This is a genomic window from Acetobacter sp. DsW_063, assembly GCF_002153745.1.
In the GTDB taxonomy this organism is placed as follows: Bacteria; Pseudomonadota; Alphaproteobacteria; order Acetobacterales; family Acetobacteraceae; genus Acetobacter.
Genome location: NZ_JOPL01000108.1, coordinates 20,080 through 36,878 on the forward strand (window position 1 = coordinate 20,080; position 16,799 = coordinate 36,878).

The window sequence follows — 16,799 nt, forward strand, 5'->3', positions numbered from 1 at the left end:
CTTTCGGCTTGTACAGCCCGTTCACGAGGAGGCGCCGAAACGCGTCAGCAGATCGGCGGCGGCGGCGCTTTCCGCCGCCCTCTTGTTTCCTGCCTCTCCCTGACCGGAAAAACCGGCCACATGCGCCTGCACGACAAAGCGCGGCGCGTGGGAGGGACCGTCGGCGCTTAGCATTTCGTAAGCGGGCAGCGCCAGCCCCCGCGCCAGCGCCCATTCCTGCAACGCAGTCTTGGGATCCTTCGGCGGACGCCCCTGCGCCACGATTGCGTCGGTCCAGAAACGCCGCACCAGCACTCGGGCGGGGGCGAGGCCGTCATCGAGATAAAGCGCGCCAAGCAGCGCCTCGACCGCGTCGGCCAGCACGTTCGCAGTGTTACGAATTCCGATCCGCTCTTCATGCGCAGCCACATCGAGGGCGGCAGGAATATCGAGCGCCAGCGCCACTTCGGCGAGAGTCGTCCGCGAAACCAGCTGAGCGTGACGCGAGCCGAGCGCCCCTTCCTGCTCGGACGGGTACCGCTCCAACAGCCACTCCGCCATCAGCAGGCCGAGCACGCGGTCGCCAATGAACTCGAGACGTTCATTTGACCCGGCGCCACGTGTCGCGCGCTTACCGCGCCCGGTGGCGCGTTGATGCGCCGCCGATCGGTGAGTCAGCGCTTCCCGCAGAAGATCCGGGGCGCGAAACTGATGCCCTATCGCCTGCTGCAGCCGCTCGAGTTCGACCGGGTTTGAGCCGCTCATGGCTCAGTGAACGCCTTTCAGCAACCGGCTCCAGCGGATCTCGGACGGCCACGCCCAGATCTGCCACCAAGGGTGGGTCATATCGACGGAGAAGAACACCAACTGCGCCCGACCTACGAGGTTTTCTATGGGCACGAACCCCAGATCCTCCGGGTCGTCGCCCATGAAACGGCTATCGGCGCTGTCGTCGCGGTTGTCGCCCATGGCGAAGAAATGACCGGGCGGCACGATGTAGTCCGGCGTGTCGTTCTGCATACCCTCATCCGTGAGTTTCAGAATCTCGTGCCCCTGAGGCGGCTGAGTCCGTCCGCCAGGCAGAGTCTCCATGCAGAGTTGCCCCTCCATGTGGGTATGGTGTTCGTCGATAGCGGTGTAGTCACCCGCCGGAGGACAGGAAACCTGCTGCCCGTTGAGGAAAAGCAGCCCGCCGCGCACCTGCACATGGTCGCCGGGCAATCCGACGATACGCTTCACGTAATCGATCGAGTTGTCCTTGGTGAACCGGAACACTGCCACGTCGCCACGATGCGGTTCATGGTAGAAAATGCGACCGCTGAAGATGTCCGGCGAAAAAGGGAACGAGAACCGGGAATAGCCGTAGCTGTATTTCGAAACCCAGAGATAGTCGCCGACCTGCAGGGTCGGAATCATGGAGCCGGACGGGATATTGAACGGCTCGAAGAAAAACGTCCGGGCGACAACGACGACCAGAACGATCGTAACGAACGAGCGCGCGGTTTCGATCAAATTCTGAATGAACGAGGGCGAAGTCTGCGCCGTGTCCTGCGTGGAAGCCATATCGTCACTGTACTCCATCGAGAAGGTCTTCCACATCGCCCGCCGCGGCGCCATCGCTCGCGACAGCTTCCGGCGATCGCTCACGATCGACGCGAACTCCGATCATGACACGTCGTCAACAACAACGACGACGTCAGCCGGCGGATGAAGCCGCCCACCCCCTTCCCTGTCAAGCGACTCTGCTCCGGGGAGCCTGCTCCGGCGCACTACCAGACCCGTTGCGTCCGAGGCCCCAAGCCGCAGTTGACCCTCAGGCCGGCAAGGCTTCGATGATTACCTGAGCCAGTGCGTAGGGCGTATCGTCAGTCATCGTCAGGAAAAGGCGCGCCACCATGCCAGGCGGCGTAAGCGCTGCAAGCCGCGCCGCGGCGCCGCCCGTCAGCGCCAGCGTAGGTTGGCCGGAGGGCAGATTCCGCACGCCCATCGTGCTGTGGAACACGCCATTCGAAAATCCAGTCCCAAGCGCCTTAGAGCACGCTTCCTTGGCAGCCCACCGCTTCGCGTAGGCGCCGATGCGCGCCTGTCCGCTTCGACGTTCGGCCCGCGCGCGCTCCTGCTCCGTGAACACGCGCTCAAGAAAGCGATCACCGAAACGCTCGATGGAGCGCTCGATGCGCCGCATGTCGCACAGGTCCATTCCCAGCCCGAGAATCATGGCGTCGTCCTTCGGCGCAGATCGACCGTCAGGACCGCGCGCGCTCGACCTGGGAAATGCCCGTGGCGGAGCGCAGGCCGCCGATGAGGCCGGAAAGATGCTTCAAATCGCGCACCTCCACGTCCACGAGAATCTCCATGAAGTCGAGCTGGCGATTGACGATCTTGAGGTTGACGATCGCGCCGTCCTGTTTGGACACCGCGTTGGTGACAGTGGCGAGCACCTGCGGCTCGTTGGCGGCGATCACCGTGACGCGACCGACGAACGGCTCCGCGCCCTGTCCGCCATGGCCGATGGCCTGATAATCCCAGTCGACGTCGAGGAACCGCTCCGGCGTCGCCGCGAAGGCCTCCAGCGTCTGGCAGTTGACGTTGTGCACAGTCACGCCTTTGCCGTTGGCGACCACCCCGACGATGCGATCACCCGGCAGCGGGTGGCAGCACCCGGCGAAATGCACGGCGATGCCTGCGCCGAGGCCAACCAGCGGCGATCCCGTCGTGCGCGGCTTGGTCGGGGCCGTCCGCGCCATGAAACCCGGCACCATGCGCGGGCCTCGCGGCGCGCGGCGCAACTCTGGATAGGCCGCGTGCACAACGTCTTTTGGACCAAGATGGCCGCCGCCGATGGCCACGTACAGGTCTTCGATGGAAGCCTGCTTCAGTTCCTTGAGAACGCTGTCGATGATTTTTTCCGAACCATCCACGCCTTCCTGACGGAACGCCTTGGCCAACGCAGCCTTGCCCGAGTCGATGGACGCCTGCCGCTGCTGGGCTGTGACGTAACGGCGGATGCGCGCGCGCGCCTTGCCGGTGACGACAAAGCGTTCCCAGGACGGCGACGGGGCGCCGCCGCGGGCGGTCATGATCTCGACCTGATCGCCGTTCTGCAGTTCGTAGCGCAGGGGAACGAGGCGGCTGTTGACCTTCGCGCCGACGCAGGTGTCGCCGACCTGGCTATGCACCGCGTAGGCGAAGTCGATCGGCGTCGCGCCGCGCGGCAACGGAATCAGCTGTCCCTTCGGCGTGAAGCAGAAAACCTGATCCTGATAGAGTTCGAGCTTGGTGTTTTCGAGAAACTCGTCCGGCGCAGCAGAATCTTCCAGAATTTCAAGAAGATCCTGAACCCAGCGCGGACGCTTCATCGCGCGCGGGCTCTGCGCTTCCGCGTCAGGCGTGACGCCTTCGGGAAGCTGCTTGTACGCCCAATGGGCGGCCACGCCGTTCTCCGCGATGTCGTGCATGTCCGCAGTACGGATCTGCACCTCGATCTTCTGGTTGCGCGGATGCCGCAGCGTGACGCCGGTGTGAAGGCTCTGGTACCCGTTGGCCTTGGGCGTGGAGATGTAGTCCTTGAAGCGCCCCGCAATCATCGGCAGCGCGGCGTGGATGGCGCCGAGCGCGACGTAGCAGTCCTCGCGCGAATCGACGATGACGCGGAACGCCATGATGTCCGAGAGCTGCTCGAACGCCACATTGCGTTTCTGCATCTTCTCCCAGATGGAGAAAGGCGATTTCTCGCGCCCCGTCACCTCGACGCGCTCGACCCCGGCTTCCTGACACATACGGGTCAGTTCGCCGCGCACCTCCTCGATCACGTCCGCGCCCTGCCCGCGCAGATAGTTCAGACGCGCACGGATCGTCGCGTCCGCCTCCGGTTCAAGCTGCGCGAAAGACAGGTTCTGCAACTCTGTCTTGACGCGATCCATACCGATGCGCCCGGCGAGCGGCGCATAGATGTCCATGGTTTCGCGTGCGATGCGCTTGCGACGGTCGTCGCGCTGCACGAAATGCAGCGTGCGCATGTTGTGCAGACGATCGGCCAGCTTGACGATCAGCACGCGAATGTCGCGCGACATCGCCAGTACGAGCTTGCGGAAATTCTCCGCCTGCTTCGTACGGTCGGATTGCAGTTCGAGACGGGTCAGCTTGGTGACGCCGTCCACCAGCTCCGCGATCGTCGACCCGAACTGCTCACGCAGGGATTCGACCGTGAGACCGGTGTCTTCGATCGTGTCATGAAGCAGGGCGGTCGCTATCGACGCGACGTCGAGATGGAAGCCGGCGAGGATCAGCGCAACGTCGAGAGGATGCGTGATGTACGGATCGCCGTTGTCACGAAGCTGCGTCGCATGAGCCGCAGCAGCGACCTCGAACGCCCGCTCGACAAGCCCCAGGTCGGCGTCTGGATTATACTGACGAATGCGCCTGAGAAGCTTCTCAGGCGATATGACCTGACCGTGCGACGCGGCCAGAACAGCTCCGGCGGACGCGCTGGAGGGCGCGCCTACCGAAATGGCGACGTCGGCCGCGCCCTGAGCTTCAGCCGTCATGTCGCGCAACGCCAAGCAGAACGCGCCGCGTCAGGCGCGAGATATAAAAATGGTTGCCTAAAGGCGCGCTCAGCGCCGTCCCCGGCCACCGAGCTCGGCTTCGATAGCGGCTTTGTATTCTTCCGGAGAAAGATCCGTGATCTCTTCTTCGGCGGCGCTCTCCTGCAGACCGAAAATATTCTGGTCTGTCGGGATGAGATCGAGCACTTCCTCGTCGGCGGGCTCCGGCTCCGGCGCACGAGCCAGCGAGCGCACCAGATCGCTGCGCAGACCCTCAAGCGGCACCGTCTCCTCGGCGATCTCGCGCAGGGCCACGACAGGGTTCTTGTCGTTGTCGCGGTCCAGCGTCAGCTCTTCGCCACGGGACAAGTTACGCGCACGTTGCGCAGCAAGCAGAACGAGGTCGAAGCGGTTCGGCACCTTCTCGACGCAATCCTCAACAGTGACGCGCGCCATTGGCAGCCTCCGCGAAATTCGTTGGAAAAGACCCTACTACCATCCGGCAGGCCGTTAGGGAAGAGCGACGACGTCGGCAGGTAGACGCCGGATGGCCTGCGGCTCAAGCCTGTCGATCAGCTCCTGCACGGTCGCTCCCAAAATCGGATGCTTCCAGTCGGGCTCCACATCGCGCAACGGAAGCAGGACGAATGCACGCTCATGCGCACGCGGATGTGGCAGGACCGGAGAGCCGTCGCGCCTGACCTCCCCGCCCGCGTCGATCAGATCCAGATCGAGCGTGCGCGCAGCGTTGAGTTCGCCCCGAACGCGCCCGTAATCTGCCTCTATGGCGTGAAGGCGCTCAAGAAGCGTTTCGGGCGAAAGAAAAGACCTACCAAACGCCACCCCGTTCACGTATGGTGGCTGGCTCGAAGCCGGGATCGCTTCGCTTTCGTACCATGCGGAAACCCGCTCGACCGACAGGCCCGGGATTTCCCGAAGCGCCTGCACGGCGGCCTCGCAGGTCGCCAGAGGCGAAGCTCCCATGACACCCGCCCCCAGCGAACGTGGAAGATTGGCGCCTATAGCGATCAGGACCTGCATAACACCCTACGCGTGAACCGCGCTTCGTCCCCACTCCCCACGACCACGCTTCCCCCAAACACAAGATAACGATAGCTTAACTAGTTTATCGGTAAGATCCGACGCATTCAAGGAAGAGACTGAATGATTATCCGCAGCACAGAACGAACGGCATTATTTATCGACGGCTCCAGTCTTTATTCGGCTTCACGGGGGCTGGGCTTTGATGTTGATTACCGCAAGATGCTCGAATTTTTTACATCGCGATGCAATCTTTTGCGCGCCTATTACTATGCAGCTATTCTAGACACTGAAGAATATTCGCCCATCAAGCCGCTGACCGACTGGCTATCGTACAACGGCTACTTTCTTGTTACAAAGACTGCGCGCGAATTCACCGATCACAACGGTCGGCGGCGCATCAAGGGCAACATGGACATCGAAATCGCGGTGGACATGATGGAGGCCGCGCCTCGGCTCGATCACGCGATCCTCTTCACTGGTGATTCCGATTTCCGCCGCGCCGTGGAGGCCGTGCAGCGAATGGGTGTGCGCGTGTCGGTCGTTTCGTCGATGCGTTCCTCTCCTCCGCTGATCGGGGACGATCTGCGCCGACAGGCCGACCGGTTCGTCGATCTGGCGGATATCGCCGACGAGTTCACGCGCCGCCCCGCCGAGCCACGGACGCGTCAGGCCCCGATCCGGCACCCGGCCGACCAGCTCAGCGAACCCGACGATCTCGACAACGAATGATCCGTCGCAAGAACGCGCCAACATGCCGATCGGAGGAATTTGCGACGTCCGCCGATCGGTCGCACAGGGAACTTAGGTCCCGGTGAGCCAGATGCTGCTCACTACCCAGGAGGTCACTGACGCTCCCGACGACGATTGTCAGCTATGTCCCCGGCTGGCGCAGTTGCGCAGCGCAAATCGACGAAACCACCCCGGAGTTGACCACGCGCCTATCCGCGCATGGGGGTCACGAGACGCCAGCGTCCTCATCGTGGGACCGGCACCCGAGACCAGAAAAGGCGCACTTCAGGGGCCGTTCTTCGGCGACAGAAATGCCAGCGCCATTTTCTGCGAAACGCTGATTGAGCACGGGCTTGCGACCGGACATTACGCGTCGGACGACGCTATCGGCCTACGTTCCGATCATTGCCGGGTGGTCGGTGCCGTCCGATGCGCGCCACCCGCAGCCCTGCCGCAACCTGCGGAAGTTCACGCTTGCAACGCCTTCCTCAAGGCCGAACTCCGGGCGATGCCCAATCTTCGGCTCGTGCTGGCCATCGGCGCTCTGGCGCACAACGCCACCATCGCGGCGTGCGGCATGCCGATGGCGCGTCTCGGCTTTCAGCATGGGCGCGTAGCCACACTGCCGGACGGGCTTATTATCGTCGATTGCAGTCTGTTGTCGGCACATAACCCGAGAGACCAACTGGTCTGTCGTGAAGTATTCAGCGCCATCGCCACGATCGTAGTCGAGACGCTCAGGCGGCAAGGCCAGTAAAAGGTCTGCCGCCTAAAAGAGCCCCTGCCCGATATTGCGGGCGACCAGGACGAAACTTGCAAGCCAGACCGACTTCAGCTTCGCGGAAGTCACGCGCTCCACTAAGCGAGCACACGGGCGGAATAAGCAATCCCGCCCGCAAGAACCCCTCTTCACAATCAGGGAGCCGCTGGCGGGAGACGATCAAAACGACTGGTCGTCGCCGCCGCCGCCCCAATCGCCACCACCACCCCAATCGCCGCCGCCAGCGTCGAAACCCTGATCGACGGACGTCCCTGCGCCAGAGAACGGGTCGCCTCCAACGTCAGAGCCGTAATTGTTGTTGATGATTGTCTCTCCAGGAGCTCCCCAGCCACCGCCAAGGTCGCCGCCGCCGTGATGCCCGCTGAACAGACCTTCAAGCGCGTTCGCAGCCATCATGCCGCCAGCGACGCCAGCCGCAGTCGTCAGGGCTGAGCCCAGAAAGCCCGAACCGCGCTGCTGAAACATGCCAGGCTGAAAACCGGGGGGCATGGGCTGCATCTGCGGCTGCTGCGCGCCGTATCCATAGCCGGGCGCCGCCTGACCGCCCCAACCCGGAGGTGGCGCCGTCTGGGCGCGTTGCTGACCGCCACCGAAAAGGCCGCCGAATATGCCGCCGGATGGCCGCGCCTGACTCTGCGCCTGTTGCAGCGCCTGCTGGGCCTGCTGCAGTTGGAACTGCAGTTCCCTGATACGATTCTGCGCCTCGACGAGTGCTGCTTCCTGCACCACCGCCATCTGTGTGATCCGGTAGCGGGCCTCCGGATACTGCTCGAGATTCTGAGCGATAAAGCGGTCCGCCTCCGGGTCGATCGGCGGCAGATTGGGTCGCGTGGCGGGCACGCTGCCGAAACCGGACTGCGGCGCGCCGCCAACGCGTGCGATGAATTTCGAAATCAGGTCGCGTTCTTCGGTGTTCATGCTTCGTGCCCTTTCAGACTACTCTTGCGCCGATATTTTGAGCGCCGGGGAAACCACGCGCAAGCGTATGGCGTATCGCCCAAAATTTTAATTTCGTCATAAAACGGCCATGCGCGCGTTCGACGTCAGGCCGACAGTCTTTGATCTTATCCGTAAAGGACGGTCAGTGACGCGGATGCGAGCCGATGCGCGTTCATGACGAAGCCGACATACGCGGGAGACGCGTCGGCGGGGACGTCCAGAGTCGGCACGTCCAACGCAGTTACAGTGAAGACGTAACGGTGAACGCGACCTGGCGGCGGCGCGGCCCCGCCGTAACCCGGCGCGCCGAAATCGGTACGGGTTTGCCGCACGTTCTCGGGCAGGCCGCCTTTACCAGAGCCTGCGCCCTCGGGAAGCGCCGTCACTGTCGCCGGGAGGTCGATGACCACCCAGTGCCACCAGCCTGAGCCAGTAGGCGCATCCGGATCGTATGCCGTGACGACGAAGCTTTTGGTTCCTTCCGGCGCCCCGCTCCACGCCAGAGGCGGAGAGAGATTGTCACCCGTCCGCCCCATGCCGGAATAAACCTGCGCCTGTGGCATCACTGCGCCGTTGGTCAGGGTCGCGCTGGTCAGTGTGAAGGTCATTGGATTATCCCCCTGTCACGATAGATGGGCTTTCTCGTGAAAGCGTCTGCGTCGAACCGACCTCTCGCCTCACCAGTTGAGGCTGATAAGCCAGAACTCCTCTGAAGTGAGGGTGACCCCCTGGCCGCAAGCGGTGGAGTCGGCCGCTGCGCTGGCCAGAGCCGCGATACGCTCGACCATGATGATCTTGCGCTGATGCGCCTCCGACGCCTCGGTAGACGTCTTCAGCACGTCGAGCGAAACTTTGGCGGCCTTCGCGACCCGCACGGCGTCGAGCAAAGCATAGGACATGGGCAGGTTCCTCAAAGCCATGGCGCGACCGTCAGGGCCGCGCGCGTTGGGCAGAAAATGGCGCTCCTGACCGGCCGCATCAACCCCGCCATGACAAGGAGGCGCGCGGAACCATACTCCGCTCAGGAATACGTCCGTCCGCGCGCCCCCCGTAAAGGCTGTCCGAAGCCGCAGGCGTCAGCGGGAACGCATGACGGCATGACGGCATGAAACGCGCCTGACCAGCCTCCATCCGGGACTGCGTCTCGCGGCGTAGCGCCTGCGGCAGTCGCAGCCAGCCGCATTTGCGGGAGGCGCCCAAGCCAACGCAATGCTGGCGCGCGAAGCCGATTCCCCTTAAACGCTGCGGCCCATGACCGACCGCACAGCAGATTACGATTTCGACCTGCCTCAGGAGTCGATCGCGCAAAGTCCGGCGCGACCAAGGGACAGTGCGCGCCTGCTGGACGTGACGCAGACAGGCCTCGCCGACTGTACGATGCGTGAGTTTCCCGACCTGCTGCGACCGGGCGATTTGCTCGTGGCCAACGACACGGCTGTCATTCGCGCCCAGCTTCGCGCACTACGCGGCGAAGCGAAGATCGGCGTGACGCTCGATCGCATCCTGCCGGACGGAAGCTGGCACGCGCTGATCCGCAATGCGCGGCGCCTGCGCGTAGGCGACAGGCTGACGTTCCCCGGCGCACGGGCCGAAGACGTCGCGGACGTGCTGGAACTGGAAGACGGCGGCGGCGCCACGCTGCGCTTCAGCGCCGAAGGCGACGCCTTCGACGCCTTCCTTCAGGCCGCGGGAGCGCTGGCGCTTCCGCCCTATATCCACCGCCCGGCAGGTCCGACCTCCGAGGACGAACGCGATTACACGACGATTTTCTCCGCCCACAAGGGCGCGGTCGCGGCCCCGACCGCAGGGCTGCATTTCACGCCGGACCTGCTGCGACGCATCGACGAGGCGGGGATCGAGCGCAGGACGCTCACGCTGCATGTCGGCGCGGGCACGTTCCTGCCGGTGCGGGCCGAGACGCTGACGGGCCACAAGATGCACGCCGAACGCGGCGTCGTGACGGCGGAAACGGCGGATGCGATCGACGCCGCGCGCGCCCGTGGCGGGCGGATCGTCGCTGTCGGCACCACGACGCTCCGGTTGCTGGAAAGCGCCGTGGACGAGCAGGGCGTGGTACGTCCCTTCGATGGGGAGACCTCGATCTTCATCACGCCGGGCTTCACGTTCCGGGCGGTGGATATGCTGCTCACCAATTTTCATCTGCCACGCTCGACACTGTTCATGCTTGTCAGCGCCTTCGCCGGGACCGAACGCATGCGCGGGGCCTATGCGCACGCGGTGCGGGAAGGCTACCGTTTCTATTCTTATGGCGACGCGTGCCTTCTGCGACGCGAGGACAACCGATGATTGGCGACCGATGACCAAGGCCTGCCCCCTGCCTGCGACCCGCACGACCGCCCCGCTCCGTCTTGAGCGCTCTGCCGGGAGGCGCGTATGACCGCTTTCAACTGGCGGTGCGAGGCGGTTGACGGCCGCGCCCGCGCAGGCGTTCTCGAAACCGCTCATGGTCCGGTGGCGACGCCGACCTTCATGCCCGTCGGCACGGTCGGAACGGTGAAGGCGATGACCATGGACGCCGTGCGCTCCACGGGCGCGGGGATCGTGCTGGGCAACACCTATCACCTGATGCTGCGGCCGGGCGCCGAGCGGGTCCGCGCCCTGGGCGGACTGCACCGGATGATGGACTGGCCGGGTCCGATCCTGACCGATTCGGGCGGATTTCAGGTCATGTCGTTGGGCGCGCTGCGCAAGCTCGATCAGGACGGGGTGACGTTCCAATCGCATATCGACGGCTCAAAGCACCGGCTCGATCCAGAGCGCTCCACGGCGATCCAGTATGTGCTCGACGCCACCATCACCATGTGTTTCGACGAGTGCCCCGCCCTGCCCGCCGAGGCCGAGGCCATCGCCGCCTCGATGCGGCTGTCGATGCGCTGGGCGGCGCGGTCGCGTGAGGCGTTCGTGCAACGTGAGGGCTACGGGCAGTTCGGCATCGTGCAGGGCGGCGTCGAGCCGGAGCTGCGCGCCGAGAGTGCGAAGGCGCTGTGCGACATCGGATTCGAAGGGTATGCGATCGGCGGTCTGGCCGTCGGCGAGGGACAGGAGCTGATGTTCGCGACGCTCGACGTCACGACGCCGCTGCTGCCGGGCGACAAGCCACGTTATCTGATGGGCGTCGGCACGCCAGACGATCTTCTTGGCGGCGTCGAGCGCGGCGTGGACATGTTCGACTGCGTCATGCCGACGCGCGCTGGCCGCACAGCCCGCGCCTACAATGAACGCGGCACATTGAACCTCCGCAACGCCCGCTTCGCTACCGACGCGCGGCCGATCTCGCCGGATTGCGACTGCCTCGCCTGCTCGCGGCACTCACGCGCCTATCTGCATCATCTGTTTCGCGCCGACGAGATTCTCGGACCGATGCTGCTGACCTGGCACAACCTCGCTTATTACCAGCGTATGATGCGCGGCCTGCGCGCGGCGATCATCGCGGGCGACCTCGCAGCGCACGGCGCGGCCCTGCGCGCGGCGTGGGCGCAGGGTGACTGGACGGAGGACGAATGGCCGCAGCCTTCGATCCCGCCGGTTCCCTGAGCGGAGACGCCAAAGGGAACAATCCGCACGCGGCCGCTCTGGCTGACCGTCTGCGCGACAAGGCTTTCGCGCTGGGTTTCGACGCGTTCGGGATCTGCGACACGAACCTGGGGGGTGAGGCGCGCGAGCGGCTGCGCGCCTTTCTCGAGGCCGGACGTCACGGCGCGATGACGTGGATGACCGAGCGAACAGAAGCACGGTCGCATCCGAACGGATTATGGCCCGAGGCGCGAAGCGTCGTCGCGCTCGGCCTGAATTACGGTCCGGACGGCGACGCCCTCGCCACTCTGGATCGTCCTGATCGCGGCAACATCTCCGTTTACGCCCGCAACCGGGATTATCACGACATCATCAAGGGATTGCTCAAGCATCTGGCGCAGTTCCTTGTCGCCGAAGCCCGCAGGCGCGACCTTCCCGCCGAGGTCAAGGTGTTCGTCGACACGGCGCCCGTGCCCGAAAAACCTCTGGCGGAACGAGCGGGGCTCGGCTGGCAGGGTAAGCACACCAATCTGGTGTCGCGCACGCACGGAAGCTGGCTGCTGCTGGGCGAGATCTACACGACGCTGGCCCTGCCGCCGTCGTCGCTTTCGGGCGGACGGTGCGGCAGTTGCACGCGGTGCCTCACAGCCTGCCCGACAGAAGCGTTTCCAGCGCCATATCAACTGGATGCGCGGCGATGCGTGTCTTATCTCACCATCGAACACCCGGGACCAATTCCGCATGAATTTCGCGAGGCCATGGGCAACCGGGTCTACGGTTGCGACGATTGCCTCGCCGTCTGTCCGTGGAACCGGTTCGCCTCGGCGTCTCGTCAGGCGAAGCTTCAGGCCCGCGAGGATCTGACGGCGCCGCGCCTCGCGGAGCTCGCAGCTCTGGACGACGCCGGGTTTCGAGCACTGTTTTCAGGATCGCCTATCAAGCGAATCGGGCGAAACCGATTTGTCCGCAACGTCATGATCGCAATCGGCAACTCAGCCGAAGTCTCGCTGCTGCCTGTGGCGCAGGCGCGATGCGACGATGGCGATCCCGTCGTGGCCGAGGCCGCGCGATGGGCCTGCGGTCGGCTGGAGGAACAGGGATGAGTCGCCATCTTGTAAAGCGGAGTCTGGTTCTTTCGGGACATGGAACCAGCGTGGCTCTGGAGCCCGAATTCTGGCGGGCGATCGACGCCATCGCGATGGAGAACAAGCTCGGGATATCTCAGGTGGTCGAAGCGATCGACGCCACGCGCGACCCACAGCGACCTTTGGCGTCCGCCTTGCGGGTGGCGGCGCTGCATCATGCATCCGGCGAAGGCGAAGCGATCTGGAGACAGATTACAGTAGGAGCGCCATCGGCCAGCGCTCCTGACGCGGCGGTGGATGGCGATCCGGATCTGGCTGACGCGTGATCGACACGTCTGGGGCGGCCTGATCTTCCCATGCCCCGATCGGGGGCGTCACCGCTGGCGATACGAAGTCTGACTAACAAAATGACAATGTCTGCAAGTTTAACCGAAGCCATTAACCTATCGGAAACATCAAACCCTCTAGCGTCGGAAGGATCGCGAGCAAACGCCGCGCCGCCCCCAAGCCCATGCAGGAACCCAATGGCCGCCAACGTCCTTCGTCTCCCGCATTGTCCGCAGACCAGCCCCCTGCTCATCTCCCATTCGTTGCTGCAAATGGCCGACGTGGTCTGGGAGGCCGGAATGACCAACATCGCCAACGAGTTGATCGCTCTGGCGCATTCGGCCTTCGACCGGGCGCCGGACCTGACGACGAGCTGACGCCGACGTGGCCCCTTGGGAGCGTCGCTTTCCGGTGCTAGGCTTTTCACATGGCGATATGGGGCAAACTATTTGGCGGAGTGGCCGGGTTCGCGGTCGGCGGTCCGATGGGCGCCGTCGTTGGCGCGGCGCTGGGGCATGCGGCCGACAACGGCGCGATCCTCGAAGGTCCCGGAACAGGATGGAGCGACAACTGGGGCGCCCGCATAGCCCCGGACCCCAACGGGGCGGCGACGTTTGTGGCGGCGAAAGTCGCATCGGTGGCGGGGCGCAAGGATCAGCTCTACGCCCTGTGCACGGTGATCCTGTCCGCCAAGGTCGCCAAGTGCGACGCCCCCGTTAACCGGGCGGAGATCGACGCCTTCAAGAGCCGTTTCCGCGCTCCGCCCGAGAGCATGACGGAAATTGGCCGCCTGTTCGACATGGCGCGGCAGAGGACGGACGACTACGAATATTTCGCCCGCGAACTGGGGCACGCTTTTCGCGACGACAAGGCGCAGCTTGAGGATCTGCTGGCGGCGCTCTTCACGATCGCGCGCGCGGACGCTCGCAAGGGAGAGTCTCTGCACCCGGCGGAGTTGCGCTTTCTGACCCGAACGCATCAGGCGTTTGGCCTCGGTCGCGGCGCGTGGGACCGGGCGGAGAACGGGCGCTCACGTCCCGCGTTTGGCGAGGACGACGCCTATACAATTCTCGGCGTATCCGTCGAAGCATCGGACGACGAAGTTCGTACGACTTGGCGTCAGCTCGTTCGCACCCATCACCCGGACGTTCTTTCGGCGCGCAACGCTTCTCCCAAGGAAATGGAAGTCGCGGCGACGACGATCGCGCGGATCAACGCTGCGTGGGATGTGGTGAAACGTGAACGCGGCCTGTAGGGCAAATTCCGCGTTATGCCTGAACCGCGCATTGAGAAGACGGGTCGTCACGGGGCCGCAAGATTGCATCACCGACGCGACATGCTAGAGAGTGGCGACGTCCGGAGGTCTTGACGCGTTGTAACGGCGCTTTCCTGCCCTGCCCCTTCGGCTGTGCAGGGAGGCGCGGGCAGCATTGGGGAAGTCTTAGGTATGAGTTCAGAAACAGGCGATCAGCAGCGGATCCTTCACTCGCGGACGCGCCAGCTTCTGAGCGATGGCCCCGAACACACGAACCGGCGCACGGGTCCGACAGGACGAATCGGCTCCCTGCTCGTCGCCACGCTGACCCTTGCCGGATGTGGGTCTTTGACCACGCCCAAACCCAAGGATCCTGAGGCGCTCGCGGAATACAACGAGGCGAACGACAAGTTCGAACCGATGAACCGCAAGATGTACAACCTGTCGATGACCGTCGATAAATACACGCTCAAGCCGGTCGCCAAGGCTTATGTCTGGGCCGTTCCCCGTCCCGTGCGCTCATCTCTGGCCAATATGGCGCAGACGATGAACGAGCCCGTCGTGTTCTTCAACGACGTGGGCGCGGGCAAACCACGCCGCGCGGGCGACGCGTTCGTGCGCTGGTGCATCAACATGACGGCTGGCGTCGGCGGGTTGATCGACGTGGCGAAATACGCGGGTTACCCGCATCATGATAATGACGCCGGCCTGACGCTTGCGACATGGGGCGTGCCTTCCGGCCCCTACCTGTTCCTGCCCATGATGGGTCCGTCCTCCGTGCGCGACGGCATCGGCTATGGTATCGACACAGGCCTGATGCCGCTGAACTACGTCCCACGCGGGTATGGCCTGCTGACCTTCAACTGGGCTTACAACATCGTCAACACCATCAACTCCCGCGCAGATCGTATCGACGATCTGGACAATCTGGAGAAAGATGCGCTTGACCCCTACGCCACGATCCGAAGCGCTTACCAGCAGCAGCGGAAGGCGTTGGCGGACTCGATCAAGAACGATCATCGGGCGACTGTGCCTGATTGGTACAACTGAACCGATGCAATAAAAAAGGGCAGACCAGAATGATCATCAGCCTTGGCCGTCGGCGTCTGTTTGGCGCTCTTGCAGCGCTTGCGCTCGGCGTCACGCTTTCCCGGCCCGCCGCAGCCGCCGAAAAACCTGCGGATTTCGTGCGTCAGCTCGGCTCCCAGCTTGTCGCCATCGTCAACAGCAATCTGTCGCCCGCAGAGAAGAAGCAGAAAGTCCTGCCGTTGCTGCAGCAGGACGTCGACGTGGATGCGATCGCCCGCTTCTGCCTCGGTCGTTACTGGAATGTGGCCACCGACGCGCAGAAGACGCGCTATCTCGGACTGTTTCATCAGGTTCTGGTCAACGCCATCACCGACAAGCTGGGCGATTATCGCGGCGTGAGCTTCACCATCGGCGCCACGTCCCCCGTCGGCGAGGACAAGGCGGTCGACGCCATCCTGATGCGGCCCGGGCAGCCTGACGCGAACATGCAGTGGGTCGTCAGCTCGGCTTCCGGCGCACCGAAAGTCGTGGACGTGGTCGGGGAAGGCGCGAGCCTGCGTCTGACGCAGCGTCAGGACTACGCCTCCTACATCTCCCGCTCCGGCGGCACTGTCGACGCGCTGCTCAACGCCCTGCAGCGTCAGATCGACAAGCACAACACCGTGGCGAGCCACTGATCCCACTATACAGGTTGAGTAAACCTCGGCCGTTTCTGAGAAAGCCGTCGCGTGACAACACGCGGCGGCTTTTTTACGTCCAGCCGCCTTCTGTCATGCATGTCGTGTCGAAACCACGTGCTTCCACGGCGACTGAACACTCCCCACGGGCATAATCACTCCACACACGGGCCACGAGAGGCAGCACCTTCCCCGACCGATAAGCCGCGCACGGCAGAAAGCGCGGAGCTTGATGCTTACAAACGCCTTCATTGTTTTCCCTGACCCGCGTTGCGGGCAACGTCGCGGACTGAAAACGAGGACAAAACACGATGCTGACCATCTGGGGACGGAGCAATTCCTCCAATGTGCAGGCGCTTATGTGGTGCGTGGCCGAACTCGGGTTGCCCTACATGCGGCACGGCGCCGGACATCGTTACGGCGGCGTCGACACTCCGGAATTTCTGGCGATGAATCCCAACGGAACGATTCCAGTGCTGCGGGATGACGAGGATGAGCCCATTTGGGAAACTGACGCCATTCTGCGCTATCTGGCGTCACGTTACAGCGTGGCGCCGTTCTGGCCCGCTGACATCGCAGCGCGGGCGCAAGTCGACAAATGGGCAGAATGGGCGAAGATCAACGTCGCGCTGAATTTCACGTCGGCGATTTTCTAGCCCGTGGTCAGAACGGCGCCCAAGGATCAGGATCCGGCCGCAATCGAACGCGCCATTGCGATACTGGATCGTTTTCTGTCAATCGCCGACGCACGCTTGTCGCGCCACGCCTATCTGGCGGGCGACGACTTTACGCTCGCCGACATCCAGTTCGGCCATACGTTGTTTCGCTAGGTTCAGGACCTATTAATGTATTGAATTGAGCGAGAGGTTGTGA

At 63.8% G+C, this 16,799-nt stretch carries 22 protein-coding genes; 12 read left to right on the top strand and 10 right to left on the bottom strand.

The window, feature by feature from the left end; all coding sequences use genetic code 11:
• Positions 1–21: 21 nt before the first annotated feature.
• The 6 genes from rnc to folK all read right to left on the bottom strand — a co-directional run bounded on the left by rnc (position 22) and on the right by folK (position 5,567).
• Positions 22–744 (bottom strand): ribonuclease III, encoded by a 723-nt coding sequence (gene rnc, locus HK28_RS12415; RefSeq protein ID WP_086644858.1) that lies wholly within the window; start codon positions 742–744, stop codon positions 22–24.
• A 3-nt stretch (positions 745–747) separates the two neighbouring features.
• Positions 748–1,542 (bottom strand): signal peptidase I, encoded by a 795-nt coding sequence (gene lepB / locus HK28_RS12420; protein ID WP_233140529.1) that lies wholly within the window; start codon positions 1,540–1,542, stop codon positions 748–750.
• Between the two features lie 250 nt (positions 1,543–1,792).
• A complete protein-coding gene (acpS, locus tag HK28_RS12425; RefSeq protein WP_086644860.1) occupies positions 1,793–2,197 on the bottom strand; it encodes a holo-ACP synthase in 405 nt (134 codons plus the stop codon).
• A 28-nt stretch (positions 2,198–2,225) separates the two neighbouring features.
• Positions 2,226–4,526, bottom strand: coding sequence for a bifunctional (p)ppGpp synthetase/guanosine-3',5'-bis(diphosphate) 3'-pyrophosphohydrolase (locus HK28_RS12430; protein ID WP_086644880.1), 2,301 nt, complete (start codon positions 4,524–4,526; stop codon positions 2,226–2,228).
• Between the two features lie 69 nt (positions 4,527–4,595).
• On the bottom strand, positions 4,596–4,982 hold the full coding sequence (rpoZ, locus tag HK28_RS12435) for a DNA-directed RNA polymerase subunit omega (RefSeq protein WP_026396850.1): 387 nt from the start codon (positions 4,980–4,982) through the stop codon (positions 4,596–4,598).
• 54 nt (positions 4,983–5,036) lie between these two features.
• Positions 5,037–5,567 (bottom strand): 2-amino-4-hydroxy-6-hydroxymethyldihydropteridine diphosphokinase, encoded by a 531-nt coding sequence (folK, locus tag HK28_RS12440; RefSeq protein WP_086644861.1) that lies wholly within the window; start codon positions 5,565–5,567, stop codon positions 5,037–5,039.
• Positions 5,568–5,690: 123 nt separating this feature from the next.
• Between folK and HK28_RS12445 the strand changes: the two genes are divergently transcribed.
• Together HK28_RS12445 and HK28_RS12450 are read left to right on the top strand one after the other, a co-directional pair.
• The gene (locus HK28_RS12445) at positions 5,691–6,299 is read left to right on the top strand and encodes an NYN domain-containing protein (protein WP_086644862.1); all 609 of its coding nucleotides are present in this window, start codon (positions 5,691–5,693) and stop codon (positions 6,297–6,299) included.
• 91 nt (positions 6,300–6,390) lie between these two features.
• Complete coding sequence (locus tag HK28_RS12450; protein WP_086644863.1) at positions 6,391–7,056, top strand: uracil-DNA glycosylase family protein; 666 nt, start codon at positions 6,391–6,393, stop codon at positions 7,054–7,056.
• A gap of 183 nt (positions 7,057–7,239) precedes the next feature.
• Here HK28_RS12450 and HK28_RS12455 read toward each other — a convergent pair whose 3' ends face one another.
• The 4 genes from HK28_RS12455 to HK28_RS13840 all read right to left on the bottom strand — a co-directional run bounded on the left by HK28_RS12455 (position 7,240) and on the right by HK28_RS13840 (position 9,219).
• Positions 7,240–7,998, bottom strand: a complete 759-nt coding sequence (locus HK28_RS12455) for a DUF2076 domain-containing protein (protein ID WP_086644864.1) — start codon at positions 7,996–7,998, stop codon at positions 7,240–7,242.
• Between the two features lie 146 nt (positions 7,999–8,144).
• A complete protein-coding gene (locus HK28_RS12460) occupies positions 8,145–8,627 on the bottom strand; it encodes a kinase inhibitor (protein WP_086644865.1) in 483 nt (160 codons plus the stop codon).
• 69 nt (positions 8,628–8,696) lie between these two features.
• The gene (locus HK28_RS12465; protein ID WP_026396855.1) at positions 8,697–8,918 is read right to left on the bottom strand and encodes a hypothetical protein; all 222 of its coding nucleotides are present in this window, start codon (positions 8,916–8,918) and stop codon (positions 8,697–8,699) included.
• 79 nt (positions 8,919–8,997) lie between these two features.
• Positions 8,998–9,219, bottom strand: a complete 222-nt coding sequence (locus tag HK28_RS13840) for a hypothetical protein (RefSeq protein ID WP_143217418.1) — start codon at positions 9,217–9,219, stop codon at positions 8,998–9,000.
• A 51-nt stretch (positions 9,220–9,270) separates the two neighbouring features.
• Between HK28_RS13840 and queA the strand changes: the two genes are divergently transcribed.
• The 10 genes from queA (at position 9,271) to HK28_RS14180 (ending at position 16,756) form a co-directional block, all read left to right on the top strand.
• On the top strand, positions 9,271–10,326 hold the full coding sequence (gene queA / locus HK28_RS12470) for a tRNA preQ1(34) S-adenosylmethionine ribosyltransferase-isomerase QueA (protein WP_086644866.1): 1,056 nt from the start codon (positions 9,271–9,273) through the stop codon (positions 10,324–10,326).
• An 87-nt stretch (positions 10,327–10,413) separates the two neighbouring features.
• Positions 10,414–11,574, top strand: coding sequence for a tRNA guanosine(34) transglycosylase Tgt (gene tgt, locus HK28_RS12475; RefSeq protein ID WP_086644867.1), 1,161 nt, complete (start codon positions 10,414–10,416; stop codon positions 11,572–11,574).
• A complete protein-coding gene (gene queG / locus HK28_RS12480; RefSeq protein ID WP_086644868.1) occupies positions 11,541–12,656 on the top strand; it encodes a tRNA epoxyqueuosine(34) reductase QueG in 1,116 nt (371 codons plus the stop codon). Before tgt ends, queG begins: the two co-directional genes overlap by 34 nt.
• Positions 12,653–12,964, top strand: coding sequence for a ribbon-helix-helix domain-containing protein (locus HK28_RS12485; protein ID WP_086644869.1), 312 nt, complete (start codon positions 12,653–12,655; stop codon positions 12,962–12,964). The genes queG and HK28_RS12485 overlap by 4 nt, the downstream gene beginning before the upstream one ends.
• A gap of 198 nt (positions 12,965–13,162) precedes the next feature.
• Positions 13,163–13,342 (top strand): hypothetical protein, encoded by a 180-nt coding sequence (locus HK28_RS12490; RefSeq protein ID WP_086644870.1) that lies wholly within the window; start codon positions 13,163–13,165, stop codon positions 13,340–13,342.
• A gap of 50 nt (positions 13,343–13,392) precedes the next feature.
• Positions 13,393–14,220, top strand: a complete 828-nt coding sequence (locus tag HK28_RS12495; RefSeq protein WP_086644871.1) for a TerB family tellurite resistance protein — start codon at positions 13,393–13,395, stop codon at positions 14,218–14,220.
• A 192-nt stretch (positions 14,221–14,412) separates the two neighbouring features.
• Positions 14,413–15,270: a VacJ family lipoprotein gene (locus tag HK28_RS12500; protein WP_086644872.1), complete on the top strand. Its 858-nt coding sequence runs from the start codon at positions 14,413–14,415 to the stop codon at positions 15,268–15,270.
• Positions 15,271–15,299: 29 nt separating this feature from the next.
• Complete coding sequence (locus HK28_RS12505; protein ID WP_086644873.1) at positions 15,300–15,926, top strand: phospholipid-binding protein MlaC; 627 nt, start codon at positions 15,300–15,302, stop codon at positions 15,924–15,926.
• 311 nt (positions 15,927–16,237) lie between these two features.
• The gene (locus tag HK28_RS12510; RefSeq protein ID WP_198945885.1) at positions 16,238–16,582 is read left to right on the top strand and encodes a glutathione S-transferase N-terminal domain-containing protein; all 345 of its coding nucleotides are present in this window, start codon (positions 16,238–16,240) and stop codon (positions 16,580–16,582) included.
• Between the two features lie 3 nt (positions 16,583–16,585).
• The gene (locus HK28_RS14180) at positions 16,586–16,756 is read left to right on the top strand and encodes a glutathione S-transferase C-terminal domain-containing protein (protein ID WP_198945886.1); all 171 of its coding nucleotides are present in this window, start codon (positions 16,586–16,588) and stop codon (positions 16,754–16,756) included.
• The last annotated feature ends 43 nt before the right edge of the window (positions 16,757–16,799 follow it).

Bases quoted from the DNA above. Each gene is read 5' to 3' on its own strand.
- rnc (WP_086644858.1), bottom strand. From the start codon at position 744: ATGAGCGGCTCAAACCCGGTCGAACTCGAGCGGCTGCAGCAGGCGATA.
- lepB (WP_233140529.1), bottom strand. From the start codon at position 1,542: ATGGCTTCCACGCAGGACACGGCGCAGACTTCGCCCTCGTTCATTCAG.
- acpS (WP_086644860.1), bottom strand. From the start codon at position 2,197: ATGATTCTCGGGCTGGGAATGGACCTGTGCGACATGCGGCGCATCGAG.
- HK28_RS12430 (WP_086644880.1), bottom strand. From the start codon at position 4,526: ATGACGGCTGAAGCTCAGGGCGCGGCCGACGTCGCCATTTCGGTAGGC.
- rpoZ (WP_026396850.1), bottom strand. From the start codon at position 4,982: ATGGCGCGCGTCACTGTTGAGGATTGCGTCGAGAAGGTGCCGAACCGC.
- folK (WP_086644861.1), bottom strand. From the start codon at position 5,567: ATGCAGGTCCTGATCGCTATAGGCGCCAATCTTCCACGTTCGCTGGGG.
- HK28_RS12445 (WP_086644862.1), top strand. From the start codon at position 5,691: ATGATTATCCGCAGCACAGAACGAACGGCATTATTTATCGACGGCTCC.
- HK28_RS12450 (WP_086644863.1), top strand. From the start codon at position 6,391: ATGCTGCTCACTACCCAGGAGGTCACTGACGCTCCCGACGACGATTGT.
- HK28_RS12455 (WP_086644864.1), bottom strand. From the start codon at position 7,998: ATGAACACCGAAGAACGCGACCTGATTTCGAAATTCATCGCACGCGTT.
- HK28_RS12460 (WP_086644865.1), bottom strand. From the start codon at position 8,627: ATGACCTTCACACTGACCAGCGCGACCCTGACCAACGGCGCAGTGATG.
- HK28_RS12465 (WP_026396855.1), bottom strand. From the start codon at position 8,918: ATGTCCTATGCTTTGCTCGACGCCGTGCGGGTCGCGAAGGCCGCCAAA.
- queA (WP_086644866.1), top strand. From the start codon at position 9,271: ATGACCGACCGCACAGCAGATTACGATTTCGACCTGCCTCAGGAGTCG.
- tgt (WP_086644867.1), top strand. From the start codon at position 10,414: ATGACCGCTTTCAACTGGCGGTGCGAGGCGGTTGACGGCCGCGCCCGC.
- queG (WP_086644868.1), top strand. From the start codon at position 11,541: ATGGCCGCAGCCTTCGATCCCGCCGGTTCCCTGAGCGGAGACGCCAAA.
- HK28_RS12485 (WP_086644869.1), top strand. From the start codon at position 12,653: ATGAGTCGCCATCTTGTAAAGCGGAGTCTGGTTCTTTCGGGACATGGA.
- HK28_RS12490 (WP_086644870.1), top strand. From the start codon at position 13,163: ATGGCCGCCAACGTCCTTCGTCTCCCGCATTGTCCGCAGACCAGCCCC.
- HK28_RS12495 (WP_086644871.1), top strand. From the start codon at position 13,393: ATGGCGATATGGGGCAAACTATTTGGCGGAGTGGCCGGGTTCGCGGTC.
- HK28_RS12500 (WP_086644872.1), top strand. From the start codon at position 14,413: ATGAGTTCAGAAACAGGCGATCAGCAGCGGATCCTTCACTCGCGGACG.
- HK28_RS12505 (WP_086644873.1), top strand. From the start codon at position 15,300: ATGATCATCAGCCTTGGCCGTCGGCGTCTGTTTGGCGCTCTTGCAGCG.
- HK28_RS12510 (WP_198945885.1), top strand. From the start codon at position 16,238: ATGCTGACCATCTGGGGACGGAGCAATTCCTCCAATGTGCAGGCGCTT.